This is a genomic window from Sporosarcina sp. P17b, assembly GCF_002743115.1.
GTDB classification, from domain to species: Bacteria; Bacillota; Bacilli; order Bacillales_A; family Planococcaceae; genus Sporosarcina; species Sporosarcina ureae_C.
In genome coordinates, this window is the sequence record NZ_PDYP01000006.1 from 47,243 (window position 1) to 61,218 (window position 13,976).

Annotated in this window: 16 protein-coding genes; 9 read left to right on the forward strand and 7 right to left on the reverse strand. The window is 43.2% G+C overall.

Annotation, left to right across the window (positions count from 1 at the left end; genetic code table 11):
* Positions 1-64: 64 nt before the first annotated feature.
* Positions 65-343 (forward strand): hypothetical protein, encoded by a 279-nt coding sequence (locus CSV76_RS08980; protein WP_369823312.1) that lies wholly within the window; start codon positions 65-67, stop codon positions 341-343.
* 37 nt (positions 344-380) lie between these two features.
* Here CSV76_RS08980 and CSV76_RS08985 read toward each other — a convergent pair whose 3' ends face one another.
* Positions 381-1,088, reverse strand: a complete 708-nt coding sequence (locus tag CSV76_RS08985; protein WP_085429052.1) for a hypothetical protein — start codon at positions 1,086-1,088, stop codon at positions 381-383.
* Between the two features lie 167 nt (positions 1,089-1,255).
* On the opposite strand from CSV76_RS08985, the gene CSV76_RS08990 reads away from it, so the two are divergent.
* The 4 genes from CSV76_RS08990 (at position 1,256) to CSV76_RS09005 (ending at position 5,052) form a co-directional block, all read left to right on the forward strand.
* Entirely contained in the window at positions 1,256-2,014 is a 759-nt protein-coding gene (locus CSV76_RS08990) for an ABC transporter permease (protein WP_199170403.1), read from the forward strand.
* A 5-nt stretch (positions 2,015-2,019) separates the two neighbouring features.
* Positions 2,020-2,799 (forward strand): ABC transporter ATP-binding protein, encoded by a 780-nt coding sequence (locus CSV76_RS08995; protein WP_085427851.1) that lies wholly within the window; start codon positions 2,020-2,022, stop codon positions 2,797-2,799.
* Between the two features lie 32 nt (positions 2,800-2,831).
* Positions 2,832-3,902, forward strand: coding sequence for an ABC transporter substrate-binding protein (locus CSV76_RS09000; RefSeq protein ID WP_085429053.1), 1,071 nt, complete (start codon positions 2,832-2,834; stop codon positions 3,900-3,902).
* Positions 3,903-4,158: 256 nt separating this feature from the next.
* A complete protein-coding gene (locus tag CSV76_RS09005) occupies positions 4,159-5,052 on the forward strand; it encodes a DMT family transporter (protein ID WP_085429054.1) in 894 nt (297 codons plus the stop codon).
* Between the two features lie 50 nt (positions 5,053-5,102).
* Here the strand turns inward: CSV76_RS09005 and CSV76_RS09010 are convergent, their stop codons facing one another.
* The 4 genes from CSV76_RS09010 to hutG form a co-directional block, all read right to left on the reverse strand.
* A complete protein-coding gene (locus CSV76_RS09010) occupies positions 5,103-6,056 on the reverse strand; it encodes a DMT family transporter (protein WP_099625358.1) in 954 nt (317 codons plus the stop codon).
* 4 nt (positions 6,057-6,060) lie between these two features.
* On the reverse strand, positions 6,061-7,287 hold the full coding sequence (gene pepT / locus CSV76_RS09015; protein ID WP_085427853.1) for a peptidase T: 1,227 nt from the start codon (positions 7,285-7,287) through the stop codon (positions 6,061-6,063).
* Positions 7,288-7,800: 513 nt separating this feature from the next.
* Positions 7,801-8,991, reverse strand: coding sequence for a sodium/glutamate symporter (gene gltS / locus CSV76_RS09020; protein ID WP_099625359.1), 1,191 nt, complete (start codon positions 8,989-8,991; stop codon positions 7,801-7,803).
* Entirely contained in the window at positions 8,988-9,947 is a 960-nt protein-coding gene (gene hutG, locus CSV76_RS09025; RefSeq protein ID WP_085427854.1) for a formimidoylglutamase, read from the reverse strand. The genes gltS and hutG overlap by 4 nt, the downstream gene beginning before the upstream one ends.
* A 113-nt stretch (positions 9,948-10,060) precedes the next feature.
* On the opposite strand from hutG, the gene CSV76_RS09030 reads away from it, so the two are divergent.
* Together CSV76_RS09030 and CSV76_RS09035 are read left to right on the forward strand one after the other, a co-directional pair.
* Positions 10,061-10,978: a LysR family transcriptional regulator gene (locus tag CSV76_RS09030; RefSeq protein WP_099625360.1), complete on the forward strand. Its 918-nt coding sequence runs from the start codon at positions 10,061-10,063 to the stop codon at positions 10,976-10,978.
* Positions 10,975-11,862 carry a DMT family transporter gene (locus CSV76_RS09035; RefSeq protein WP_085427856.1) on the forward strand — a complete coding sequence of 296 codons (888 nt, stop codon included), beginning with the start codon at positions 10,975-10,977 and terminating at the stop codon, positions 11,860-11,862. Before CSV76_RS09030 ends, CSV76_RS09035 begins: the two co-directional genes overlap by 4 nt.
* Here CSV76_RS09035 and CSV76_RS09040 read toward each other — a convergent pair.
* Complete coding sequence (locus tag CSV76_RS09040) at positions 11,845-12,501, reverse strand: substrate-binding domain-containing protein (protein WP_158232771.1); 657 nt, start codon at positions 12,499-12,501, stop codon at positions 11,845-11,847. The two genes, CSV76_RS09035 and CSV76_RS09040, sit on opposite strands and share 18 nt — an antisense overlap.
* 107 nt (positions 12,502-12,608) lie before the next feature.
* Positions 12,609-12,830, reverse strand: coding sequence for a DUF2187 family protein (locus tag CSV76_RS09045; protein WP_085427858.1), 222 nt, complete (start codon positions 12,828-12,830; stop codon positions 12,609-12,611).
* A gap of 295 nt (positions 12,831-13,125) precedes the next feature.
* Here CSV76_RS09045 and CSV76_RS09050 point away from each other — a divergent pair, with 295 nt between their 5' ends.
* Together CSV76_RS09050 and CSV76_RS09055 are read left to right on the forward strand one after the other, a co-directional pair.
* Positions 13,126-13,389: a metal-sensitive transcriptional regulator gene (locus CSV76_RS09050; protein ID WP_085427859.1), complete on the forward strand. Its 264-nt coding sequence runs from the start codon at positions 13,126-13,128 to the stop codon at positions 13,387-13,389.
* A gap of 90 nt (positions 13,390-13,479) precedes the next feature.
* A complete protein-coding gene (locus tag CSV76_RS09055) occupies positions 13,480-13,959 on the forward strand; it encodes a DsrE/DsrF/DrsH-like family protein (protein ID WP_085427860.1) in 480 nt (159 codons plus the stop codon).
* Positions 13,960-13,976: the final 17 nt, after the last annotated feature.

Genomic DNA, 13,976 nt, shown 5'->3' on the forward strand with positions numbered 1-13,976 from the left:
AGGTTTTTTGATTAATAATTAAAACAAAATTGCACATCCTAACGAAAACGAGAGGATGTAGCATATGCTGACGGAATTTCCCATTATTCATACCAATGTGTGGGATGCGATATGGGGTGTGCCAGTCGTTTTGATTGTGGTACTGCTTGCTAAGTGGTTATTTAAAGTGCCGCTTACTTGGCTCTCGACGGTATCCACAGTAGTTGCGCTCGGCTTGTCGATATTTATTAGCCATCCGAAAAACTTATCTGCCGGAATCTTCATGGGATTTTTTTATAGTGGTGCGGCAATGGGGATCATCTATTCGACCAAACAATCCTATCATGCCTATCGTAAACGTTAAAAGCAGGCCTTCGCGTAATGAGCGAAAGCCTGCTTTTTCATGGTAATGGACAAAATCCACAGCGCATCAATCCTGGTACATCTTTAGAAAAACAACAAGTTTTGCGGACAGTGGTGTTTAATAAAGCGGACGGTTCTGATCCATTCAAATAGCTTGCGAAACGTGAGTGATCGGCGATACCCGTCCATGTGGTGTCGTCTTTTAGTATGTCTAAATCTTCTCTCGCTTCCATTTCCGATCCTGGATCAGACAATAGCACATGATACTGCCATAGCCAGAAGCCGAAGATGTTTTCCCATAAGGTTAAGGGAGATACGGAGACAGCTGTACGCAATGACGCAATCACTGCGTGTGCATCATCCAGAATCTGTCTAATATGCGATTGGCGATCTTCGTCATCAATCATTTCCCAATCTGAGCTATCTGCAAAAGTGCTGATCGTTTTATTGCCGAACTCTTCTAGAGCGCCAAATTGTAAATCTTCCGCTGATCCGTTCCACATTTCGTCATACGCAGCGAGATTATACAACTGCATAGCGAAAAACATACCGAGTCTGCGAACGAAGAACGAAGTAGCGACGACTTCATTTGGACTTTGACTGACGGTTTGGATCACTTGTACAATACTCTGTACTTTCGAAGGGTCCAGTACATCCGCTAGTGTAAAGACGGGATGTGCTGGTGGATTCAGGTAGATGCTGTAACTATTCAATTCTCTGATTTGGTCTGATGTAAGTGTAGTCATGGTTTCAGTATAATCAATTATTTTGATAGAAACAACTTGAATGCTATGCCTGCCCAACCAGTTTCCTAGGCCTTTACATACAATAGGCAGTGAAGAGGTGGTGAAGGGTGGAGACCCAAGAATTGGCTCGTAATGAATCATTTGAGGTGGAGCAAAGAGAATGGAAGATGCGGCAACGTAAAGAACGCGGCAAGCAGTTGCTGACGATTGTGTCGCCGATATTCTTGCTAGTATTATGGGAAATAATGTCGAGAACAGGTATCTTGGATATTCGTTTTTTCCCACCGCCTAGTACAATTGTGCAAACTTTCTATGACATGATTGTGAGCGGTGCGATGGCGAAGCATGTTGGCGTATCGTTGTATCGAATATTCATCGGATTTCTGGCAGGTGTAATACCAGGTGTTATTGTCGGTTTGCTGATGGGATTATATTCACCGATCCGGCATTTTGTACAGCCGATTGTTATGGCGCTTATGCCTATTCCGACATTGGCGTTATTGCCGATCATTATTATTTTATTCGGAATCGGGGATTTGTCGAAAGTCGTGACGATTGCAGGCAGTGTGTTTTTCCCAGTTGTGATCAACACAGCAGCAGGTGTACTGAACATTGATAAGATTTATTTGGATGTTGCGAGTAACTATCAAACGAGCCAGTGGAATTTCTTCTTCAAAATTGCCCTTCCCGGTGCGTTGCCTGTCATGCTCGAAGGAATCCAGATGGGGCAGGCGATTGCGTTGTTGACGATTGTGGCGGCAGAGATGATGGGAGCGACTTCAGGGATTGGTTATTTGATATGGACGTCCTATAAGGCCTTTTTATTACCCGAAATGTATGTGGGATTAATTCTGATCTCATTTTTCGGTTATTTATTCTCGCTTTTACTGCGTGCGCTTCAAAATAAGTTACTGCCATGGAGGTGAGGGAAATGGAGGGGAAGCCTAAAATTTCAGTAGATGGATTAATGAAATCCTTTTATAAGAAACAAGACAGTGTCGTCGCGCTTGAGAATATTTCCATGACTGTAAAAGACGGTGAGTTCGTTTGTATAGTCGGACCGAGTGGATGTGGCAAGACGACATTACTGCGGATTCTTGCTGGACTTGAACAACCAAGTGTTGGCACTTTTACGATTGAAACAGAATCGAATGATCGGCCTCTGCAATCAATGGTCTTCCAAGAACGTGGGGTTATTCCATGGCTGACGGTACGCGAAAACGTCGCCTTTGGTTTGAAGATGCGTAATTTGCCGAAAGCATTCATTGCTGAACGAACGGACTTTTATTTGAAGAAGACGGGATTGGAGCGATTCGCTTCGCTATATCCAAAGGAATTGTCTGGCGGAATGAAACAACGGGTGAGTATTGCCAGGGCATTCGCAAACGATCCGGAGATTCTATTGATGGATGAACCGTTTGGCGCGCTCGATGAACAGAATCGCTTTATTTTGCAGGAAGAGTTATTGAGTATTTGGGCAGAGACGAAAAAGACGGTGTTGTTCATTACGCATAGTATCGATGAAGCATTGTTGTTAAGTGATCGAATTCTATTGATGGGCGCACAGCCAGGAAAAATTATCGAAGAGATTATCATTGATAAACCTAGACCGAGAAAAATGGAAGATATTCGGAAAGATCCTGAAATGGCAGCGAAATTCATTGAGATTTGGCATCACTTGCAAGAAGAAGTACTGAAATCGAGAGAATAAATGATAAAAGGAGAGATGATGTGGGGAAGTGGATGAAAAAGGCAGGTTTATTCAGCGTATTGTCAGTTGTATTGATAATGGGTGCGTGCTCTCCAAAAGAAGTTGTGAAGCCTGTAGCGAACGATGATAAGCCTATATCCGGTGACTTAGCTCCGCTTGAAAAGCAGGCGAAGGTATTCATTGCGGAAGATGGGGCTGCTTCTGGAGCAGGTTTCTATATTGCGAAGGAAAAGGGTTATTTTGACGACTATAATATACGTGTAGATTTTGCGGACTTTGCCAACAGCGATGATATGTTGCCTGCACTAGCTGCCGGAGAAGTGGATATCGCGGGTGGCGTTTCTACCGCATCATTCTTCAACGCGATTGCCCAAGGAATCGATGTTCGGATTATCGCAGATAAAGGCCATAATATGCTTGGCAAGTCCTACTTCAGTTTCGTCATTGGTAATCATATGGTTGATGAAATCAAGGAGTACAGCGACTTCAAAGGAAAGAAAATTGCTGTGTCATCAAGAAATTCGATTGATGGGTATATCTATGAAGAAATGTTAAAGCACGCAGGTTTGACAGAAGACGATGTGGAATATGTCCATATCGCAGACTTTGGTGCGATGCTTGGAGCAATTGATTCAGGAACAATTGATGCTGCATTGAACATTGAACCATTGATCGCACAAGGAATCCACAAAGGTTTCCACGTACGCTTCGGGGACGCGACAGACTATGCACCCGAGTCTCAGATCGCCATGGTATTGGCTTCACCGCAGTTCATGGCCAATAAAGATCTATCGGTGCGCTTCATGGCAGCCTACCTTAAAGGAGTGCGTGACTACAACGACGCGTTTTTTAAGGATCAAGGAAAAGATGAAATTATCGACATCATGGTGAAACATACGGCTTTGAAGGATCATGAATTATGGGAGAGAGTATTCGTAACAGGGCTCGATCCGAACGGTAAGATGTTCATCGACGATATTAAGAAGCAGTATGAGATGTACAAAGCTAATGGCGCTATACGTGGGGAAATCGACTTTGACAAGTCTGTAGATCCATCGCTAGTCGAGCGTGCTATTAAGGAGATAGGGTTATATGAAGAGTGATAGGTAGACAGCTGTCCAGGAAGTCATGATGGGTGTGACTTCATGGACAGTTTTTTGATGTGGAATTAGATAGGCTGGCAGGAGGATTAGCGCTCGGACGTGTTTCGGATGGGACGCCAGCTGGAGCTTCCATCCCATCACACTCACAATGTCCCTTACCATTCGCAAAAGAGGCTCCAATTACAAATTCATCTATAATCTGACAGAAATTCGTGCTAGAATAATACGACTGACTAGCGGAAGCATGGTGAAAGAAATGAGAAAATACATAGGCGAAATCGGATTGACAATCACCGCCATTATCTGGGGGAGCGGCTTTGTGATGAGCGCGCTCGCTTTGGACTACTACACACCGTATCAAATCTTAGCAGTACGCTTCACAATTGGCGCACTATTACTAGCACTCGTATTCCATAAGCGGCTACGCCAACTAAACAAATCCATACTATGGCAAGGAACAGTGCTCGGGATCTTGCTGTACGCAGCATTTGCCCTGCAAACAGTAGGACTTCAATTCACAACACCTTCAAAAAATGCCTTTCTAACGGGTGTGAATGTAGTGATTGTACCGTTTATCGCATTTATCCTATATAAGCGAAAGCTCGACAAATTTGAGTTAGGTGGTGCCGTTTTGGCACTCATCGGAGTAGCAGTATTATCGTTGCAGTGGTCTTCAAGCATAAATATAGGAGACCTGCTGACACTTGGTTGCGCCGTGATGTTCGCATTCCATATCTTCTACACAGGACGATTCGTCAGTTCGGTGGATCCTATTTTGCTGACATTATTGCAAATGACGGTTGCCGCGGTGATCAGCTGTATCACGGTCATTGTAATAGGTGAGACTTCATTCTCGATGGATTCGGCAGCCTTAAGTTCAGTATTGTACTTGGCAGTATTCTCGACGACACTAGCATTTTTGATGCAAACCGTTGCACAGAAGCATCTGTCGGAAACGAAGGCTGCTATTATTTTGTCAACGGAGTCCGTGTGGGGGATGGTCTTTTCCGTGGCCCTAGCTTACGAATTACTGACATTTCGAATGTTTCTCGGCGCATTGATTATCTTTATCGCCATTTTATTATCTGAAGTCAGACCGCAATTATTGCGAAAGCGCATCCCACCACAAATTAAAGAACGTAAAATATGAAAAAAAGGGTTGTCCAACGTGTCATAAACTGACTATCGGACAACCCTTTTCTATGGATTTTTAGTAGCTAATGCAGTTTGATAACTATGCAACGACATGCCTCCGATAATTACTAGCACGCCTACTAATGAAAGAACGCCAGGTAATGGCAAGCTTAGCAACAACATCTCACCAAGCATGGCGAAAATTAATTCGACAGACTGCGTAGCTTCAACTGCCGCTAGTTTTCCTTGATCATGTTGCACCATATCGGTTGCCATGAAGAAGAGAGAGGTGGCTATAACGCCTGAACTCACCGAGACAATCAATGACTGCACCACTTGGCTTGTAGAAGGCAATCCGACCGTCGACCAAGCATATAACGCAAGGATTAACCAAATCGGTATCGTCATCAGTGTCATCGCAAGTACACGTTGGAACATATCAAGACGTCCGCCTACTAGGTTCATCATTTTTCGATTACCAAGTGGATAGGCGAATGCTGCAATGACAAGCGGCAACGTACCGAACATAATAGTTTTCGTCGATACGCTACTCGCATGTGGAATCTGGATCAACACGACACCCACTAAGATGACCAATGAAATTACCAACGATGCTGCAGGAATACGGTGGCGGATTGTGCGGAATCCCCCTGTTTCCGTCTTCGCTTGGAACGTGAAGAAGGGTGCTAGCAAAACCCCAGCCACAATCGTCATTTGCCATGTTCCTGCAACAAGCCATCCCGGACTATAGCCAGCTGAAAACGTCAGCGGACCATAGAATAGAACGAATGCGACGAAACTCCAAATGAAAAAGGACCAGGGGGCAACAGTCATTTCCCGTTTGACGCCATGCAATCCTCTACGCATCGCTACAATGACGAGTAGAAATGGAACCATGAAGAAATAGCGCAGTGAAGCACTCCACATCCAGCTACCGCCATCCAGTTCCATGGATCGATTCAATACAAATGTCACCGCAAAGAATAGTGCGGATAAAATGCCAATCCAAATTGCTTTCATACGCTTAACCGCGTTGTTCTTGAAGTTTCAATGTCTCGATAATAACTTGTGTAGCTTTCACCATATTGTCTGCTGAGATGAATTCGTATTTACCGTGGTAATTTTCGCCGCCCGTAAAGATATTTGGCGTTGGCATTCCCATGTAGGAAAGTTGGGAACCATCTGTACCCCCACGAATGGGTGCGATTTTCGGTTCAATATCAAGACTCCGATAGACATCCGCTACTACATCGACGATTTCCATTACAGGCGTAATTTTCTCACCCATATTGAAGTACTGATCCGTTACTGTTAGCTCTACCGCATGTTGACCATACTTTTCCTGAAGCTGTGTAGCAGTATCTTGTACAAGTTGCTTGCGAGCTTCAAAAGAATCTCTATCAAAGTCACGGATAATATATTGGTAGGTCGTTTTTTCTACAGAACCATCGATATTCATTAAGTGAATGAAGCCTTCATAATGCTCCGTTTCCTGCGGAATTTCGTGTTGTGGCATTGCTTGCTGGAATTCTGCCGCGATTAGCAAGGAGTTGACCATTTTATCTTTAGCTGTTCCTGGGTGGACATTCGCACCGTGGAAAATCACTTCAACACCTGCCGCGTTAAAACTTTCATACTGTAGTTCCCCAAGTGGTCCGCCGTCCATTGTATAAGCAAAGTCAGCGCCAAAACGTTCTACGTCAAACTTATGTGGACCAAGCCCAATTTCTTCGTCAGGTGTGAAGCCTATGCGTACCTTCCCGTGTTTGATTTCAGGATGCTCGACTAAATAGTGCATCGCTGTCATGATTTCCGCGATTCCAGCTTTATCGTCAGCACCTAGTAAAGTTGTGCCATCTGTCGTAATCAGGGTATGGCCAATGTAGTTGTTGAGCTCTGGAAATGCTTGTACGCTCATAATTGTTGATTCGTTTAATGAGATGTCCTTACCGTCATAGTTATCAATGCGTTGTGGGTTGACGTTCGTACCCGTGTAGTCAGGAGCTGTGTCGATATGCGCCAAGAAGCCGACCGTTGGTAATTGTTTTTCCGTGTTTGATGGCAGCGTACCAAATAGGTAGCCGTTTTCGTCGACTGAGATGTCTTCGAGACCAATATCAGTCATCTCTTTTTCGAGTACCCGCAACAGGTCCCATTGTTTTTCTGTGGACGGTGTTGTGTCCGAAGTAGCGTCGGATTGTGTGTCGATTTTAGCGTAGCGTGTGAGTCGTTCGATTAGTTCTTCTTTCATAAAGCAAGCTCCTCTCCAAGATGCGAATTAATGTTTTCATTTTAACAGAAGGGTGTGAAAATTACGCTTAAAAGGAATAAAAAAAGAACCGAGAATTTCGGTTCTTGGGGAATTATAAAGGTTTAGTTAGTGTTGGGGATGGGGTTTGCGCTCTAGGCGGGTCGCCGCTCCTTGTGCAAAGATTTGCACCAAACGCTTCGCTATTACTCGCAAAAGCCGTCCATCGCTACGGCTCTCGCTCGAATCCCTTGCATAGCAAGTGGTTGAAACTTACCGCTCATTATTAAAATTAGTTTTGATCTAGACCTTGATCTGTCATTGAACTTAAATAAGTTGAAACACAACAATAATTCACACACTATCTACAATGAGCGATATAAGTATCCCCACTCGGTAAGTAGGATTGAAGCGGAAGCTCGGGCCACGCCCTCAGGAAAGCGTCTCCAGCTGGAGCTTCAATCCCTTCGCACTCACTAATTAGCTTACATCTTTAAAGTGTTTAATTTACGACAATCAAGCAAATATATTAATCGTAGTGATGATGATCGGCATCGAGACGACGTCTATGAGGAAGGCGCCTACGATGGGGACGATCAAGAAGGCCTTGCGTGACGGACCATAGCGTCCTGTGACGGCTGCCATGTTCGCCATCGCATTTGGCGTCGCACCCAAACTATGGCCTGCGAAACCAGCGATCATAACGGCTGCGTCGTAATCCTTACCGAGCAAACGGAACAGGACGAAGATCGCAAACAACGCGACGAAGATCACTTGTACAAAGACGATCAGCAACAATGGAAGTGCCAAATCTGCAACTTCCCACAGCTTGATGCTCATTAACGCCATCGATAAGAAAATACCGAGTGAAACGTCGCCGATCAAATTGATGCTTGTCATATGAACGGCATCTTCCTTCACGCGATCCACAATATTACGAACGATAACTGCAACGAACATCGCGCCTACATAACCTGGCATGACGAAACCAGTGGCACTAGAGAACAGATCCCCGATAAATGTACCGCCTGCGATACAAAGAGTAATCAATAACGTCTGTGTTAGGAAGTTATCTGTGTTGATTGGTTTTTCCAATGATTCCACGGAATATGCTTTTTCATGCTCGACTTCCGTAGATTTTAAATCATATTTATTGATCAAGTATTTAACGATTGGACCACCGATTAGACCGCCTGCTACGAGTCCGAAGGTTGCTGCTGCAATACCAACGGATAGGGCTGAATCAATCCCAAGGCTCTCTAATGTTTCCCCGTAAGCAGTAGCACCACCGTGTCCGCCTTCCATCGAGACAGCGCCAGCCATCATACCGATCAACGGGTGTAATCCAAATATATAGGACATGGATACACCAATGACGTTTTGGATCAGTGCTAAGAAGCCACAAGCTACCCAGTAGATCATCAATAGCTTTCCGCCTAGACGAATCAAACGGAAACTAGCACCCAGACCGACTGTTGTGAAAAATGTCAGCATGAATAGATTTTGCAATGAAGTATCTAAAGAAAAACTCACTAAATCAAAGTACTTCAAAATAGTCGCTAAAAACGCGAATAGTAAACCGCCGACAACAGGGGCAGGGATACAGAATTTCTGGAGAAAGCCGACTTTACGGACTAACATCGTACCCAGTGTTAGGAGAGCTAACGCTAAAAACAGCGTAGAAATTTGATTTAGCTCAATTGTCATGTGATTCGACCTCCCAGCAATGCAAAGATTGCTTCATTTGTAAGATAGGCCCCCAGCTTAACCGTTTGATTATGATGATCAAGTGACGGATTTATTTCGGAAATGTCGAATGAAAGTGTTTTCTCATGCGATGCCACCGTTTGAATGAAAGAGCGTACAATCAACGGATCTAATCCGAAGGGAGATGGCGCACTTACACCTGGAGCGAACGCAGAATTCAGGACATCCGAGCACAATGTTAACAAAATAGCGTCTTGTTTATCAATGAATAACTGTATTTTTTGCAATGTATCGTCTAAAGGACTTGTCGAAATTTCTTGTTCTGTGACATATGTCACGCCTTTTGCATCGGCTTCTGCGAATAATGCGTCTGTATTGCCAAATTCTTGAATACCTAGCACAAGGTAGTCAACATGCGGATCGGCGTCGAGCATCTGCTTGAACATCGTGCCTGAAGAAGGTTGTTCATCGTAGCCACGCAAGTCGAAGTGAGCATCAATATTTATTACACCAAGTTTTGCGTCAGGGCCTAGGAAGTCTCGAACTCCTGTATAATGACCGTAAGCGGTTTCATGTCCGCCACCTAAAATAACGGGTTTCGTATGATGGAGAAGGCTCTTTTGAACGACTGTGCCTAATTCAGCTTGCGCTTGTTCTAGCTGACCGTGCTCACATATGACAGTGCCTACATCAATTATTTGACGGTCAGCAGGCAAACGCCAAGGTAGTTTCGCTAGTTCGTTACGTAGGGCATTCGGTCCTTCTGCAGCACCGAGTCTGCCATTATTTCGACGTACACCTTCTTCTGAAGAAAATCCGATGAGGGTACATGTTTTATTGGTAGCGCTTTCTTTTAATTCGGAAAATTGGATGATTTGATGCATTCGAAATGCAGCTCTGTCGGTCTCACTATCGGTACGACCTGACCAGTATTTTTCATTTGATGGAATTAACAATATACTTCACCCTTTCCAACGTGATATTCTTACTATACTGGTTTGTATTTATTAATTCTAATACATGTTTTTCATATATTCATGCATGCAGGCTATAAGTGGAGGTGAGATGAATGGAATTCAAGCAATTGCAGTATTTTGTCATGGTGGTGCAGCAATCCAGCTTTTCTGAAGCGGCTAAAAAACTTCATCTTTCGCAGCCTTCGCTCAGCAAAGCGATCAAGAATTTGGAGTTAGAAGTCGGATTTCAGTTACTCGAACGAACGACTAAACGTGTCCAACTAACGGAATCAGGTAGCGTAATTTATGAGCGTGCCTTGCAAATTCTTCATGAGGCAGATATTTTACAACAAGAGATTAAAGAGGTGAAGTGGACAGGCAATGGAAGTGTGCAGATCGGGATGATTGAATCCGTGAAGAATTGGCTTCCTTCTATATTACTTGCATATCGCCAGGAGTTTCCATCGATGCATGTGAAGTTAATAGAAGTATTAGGCCGTGGAAATGTTGAGCGAGCGCTCCGTCAGTACGCTGTCCATGTCTGTTTAACCAATCAATTTATAGAAGCTTCGGATATTGTCTCGATACCTTTGTATCGAGAGCAATTAGCAGTTGTCATGCATCCTGAACATCGTCTGGCGGGCAAGGATTCCATTACGCTAGCCGACTTAGAAGATGAGGCATTCATTGTCACGAGTGTTGGGTTGCAAACGAGACAAGATATTTTTGCTGCGTTTGCCGAAGAAGGCGTGCGAATGAATATATGTTACGAAGTAGAGCGTTTTGAAACGATTGTAGAACTTGTACGGGAGAATATTGGAATTTCGATTATTCCACAAAAGTATTTTGCGCACGGGCCTGATCCGACCATTGTCATTAAAACAACCAATTCAAAGACGTTAGCCCGTACAGTGTATCTAACTTATTTGGAAAAGCGTTATATGCCACCAGCTATTGAGGTGTTGATCGATAGTATGCAAATGCGGCGAGATTCCTCTGTAAAGTCGAAAGAGGGAGGGGAAACTGAATGAATAAATTTTTATTTGGCATATTAGTCGTTATTACGACCGCTTTAATGGGCTCGTCATTTGCTATTGGGAAAATTGGGTTGGAATACTCTTCACCGCTGTTGCTAGTGGCAATGCGGTTTACGATTGCAGGCGTCATCATGGCCGTGGTAGTAAAGATATTAAAAAAACCACACCCGAAAACATTTGGAGAGTGGAAGTGGCTTGTGCTGATTGGTTCATTGCAGACAGCTGCGGTCATGGGATGTATATTTATGGCGCTTCGGACGATCACGTCAGGTGAAACATCTATTTTAACATTTACAAATCCGTTGCTTGTCGTTGTCATCGGGACGCTAGTATTGAAAATACATTACCGCTTGCAACAATGGATTGGTGTTGTTTGTGGTTTGTTTGGGGTATTCATTACAATGGGCGGTCATTTAGACTGGAAGATTGGTACAGTGTTAGGGTTTTTATCTGCTGTAGCGTGGGCTTGTGCGACATTGCTCGTCAAAGTACATGGGCATCGTTTTGATACGTGGGTAATGACTGCATATCAAATGCTATTTGGCGGATTGATCTTATTTGTAGCGAGTTATGTACTTGAAGAACCGTTTTTCATAGCGAATCCATTGTCATTAGCGATTTTAGGATGGCTTGCGATTGCCGCATCCATTGTACAGTTTTCTATTTGGTTTTATTTATTACAGACAGGAAATCCCGAGAGAACGAGTGCGTTTTTGTTTTTGGCACCATTCTTCGGGACGTTGTCGGGATGGGTTCTGTTGGATGAGAAGTTATCCATGTCATTGATTTTAGGAGGTATGCTCATCAGTTTGGGAATATTCCTCGTGAACTGGCGTAGCAAACGAGAGCTTAGAAGAGGACTAGTTGACTTGCCATAGACGACAATAAGCTTGAAGCTCGCTGAGAAATGCTTGGACTTCATTCGTCTTAGAACGAGTGCCTGTATAAAAAGCACGTTTAATTGGCGCGACTTTATAATCCAATATGGTTAGATCACCTTGTGCGAGCTCCTGTTTGCAACTGTGGCGCGACAAAATAGCGATGCCCAGCCCGCTAAGAACGGCTTGTTTGATACTTTCTGGCGAGCTCATAATAGTAGGCTGTACTTGGACTCCATACTGTTTAAGCGATTGATCAATTAATAGACGACTAGGATCTTCCGTATCAGGTAAAATCCAATGTGTATTTTGCAAATCTAGGATGGACGAGCTTCTCTTACGTGCAAGCGGGTGTGTAGCAGAGGCAAGAAGTACTAGTTCGTCTTGCATAAATGCTTCAGCCGATGGTAGGTTGTCCAGTTCACTGCAACCAACGTCGACTTTATGGCTTTTCAGTAATCGCGCAATGTCAGAAGAAGGAGCAGTTGTTAGTTCGAGCCGCATATCGGGATACTTCGCGTGTAGACGAGTGAGTACGTCTGGTAAAATAGCTTGCGAAATAACTGGTGAAGCACCAATACGTAAAGTTCCTTTTAGTGAGGTTGTTTGCGTTAAATCTATATTTGTATGATTAATCAAATCAATCATCTCCAATACACATTTTTATAGTGAATGACTTGTAGTTGTGACTGGTTTTTTTGTGAAAAAATAGCCTTGCAATAATCTGCAAGGCATCGAACACACCATTATTGAACTGTATAATTTTTGTGTGCGACGACAGTCATGTTGGAAGCTGCTCCAATATTTTCAGCGTCTTGTTCAGAAATTTTTACAATGACGGAGTTTTCAAGGATTTTGTGTATAGTCCCGGAAACTTCATAATCATTACGGTTGAAAGATATGACTTCGTCTACATACCGTGATGCTACAAAATCAGAAACTGGACGATCTTTTCGTGGGAATGCCAATCGAATCAACTCCTTCAGTAGTGTGGAATTTAGTCTGTCGCAATTTGTCAGTAAAACAAAACGAAAAATGCGTACAATAGCTTACTAGATCTAGTATAACACATTTCGGGAAATTATTCATCATACTAGAACTTTGTCGATTGGGCAAGTATTTTGTATAATCATTTGATGAAGTAGAAAGTATTGATCGTTATAGATAGAAGCTGACGTGATATACTACATCATATAAATCAATTGGTTGACATTATACCTCTGGGGGTATATTATTATGATAACATATAGGAGGTTGAGCGATATGGAGTATGATGACAAAGTCAAAAATCGTTTGAAGCGTCTAGAGGGTCAAATCAAAGGCGTCTTGCGTATGATGGAAGAGGGCAAGGACTGTAAAGAAGTGATCACGCAATTATCAGCCAGTCGTTCTGCTATTGATCGTACAATTGGCGTAATCGTTAGTTCCAACTTGATTGCCTGTATTGAAAACTTAGACGAAGCAGATGAACGCACACATGAATCTATTATTAGTGAAGCCGTGGATCTTCTAGTAAAGAGTCGATGAGCAACATCACTTGACTCTTTTTTTTATAGCATATAATATACCCCCATAGGTATTTAGCAAAATGATTTTCAAATAGAAGGAGACGAGAGCATGACAGAGCAAAAGAAAACAACGATTGTATTATTTAGTGGGGATTACGATAAAGTGATGGCGGCTTATATTATCGCGAACGGCGCAGCGGCATATGATCATGAAGTAACAATTTTCCATACGTTTTGGGGATTGAACGCATTGCGCAAAGATGAACCGATTAAAAGTAATAAAAGTTTCATTGAAAAGGCGTTCGGTAAAATGATGCCGCGTGGAGCAGATAAAATGGGATTATCGCAAATGAACTTTGCAGGAATGGGTCCTAAGATGATCAAGCAAGTAATGAAAAAGCATAACGCGATGACATTACCACAACTGATCGATATGGCAATAGAGCAGGACGTACGATTGATTGCCTGTACGATGACAATGGATTTGCTAGGACTGAATGAAGGAGAGCTTCTACAAGAAGTGGAGTATGGCGGTGTGGCAGCTTACTTAGGTGAGGCGCAAGATGGTCAAGTGAACTTGTTTATTTAATTTTTTTATACAAATAA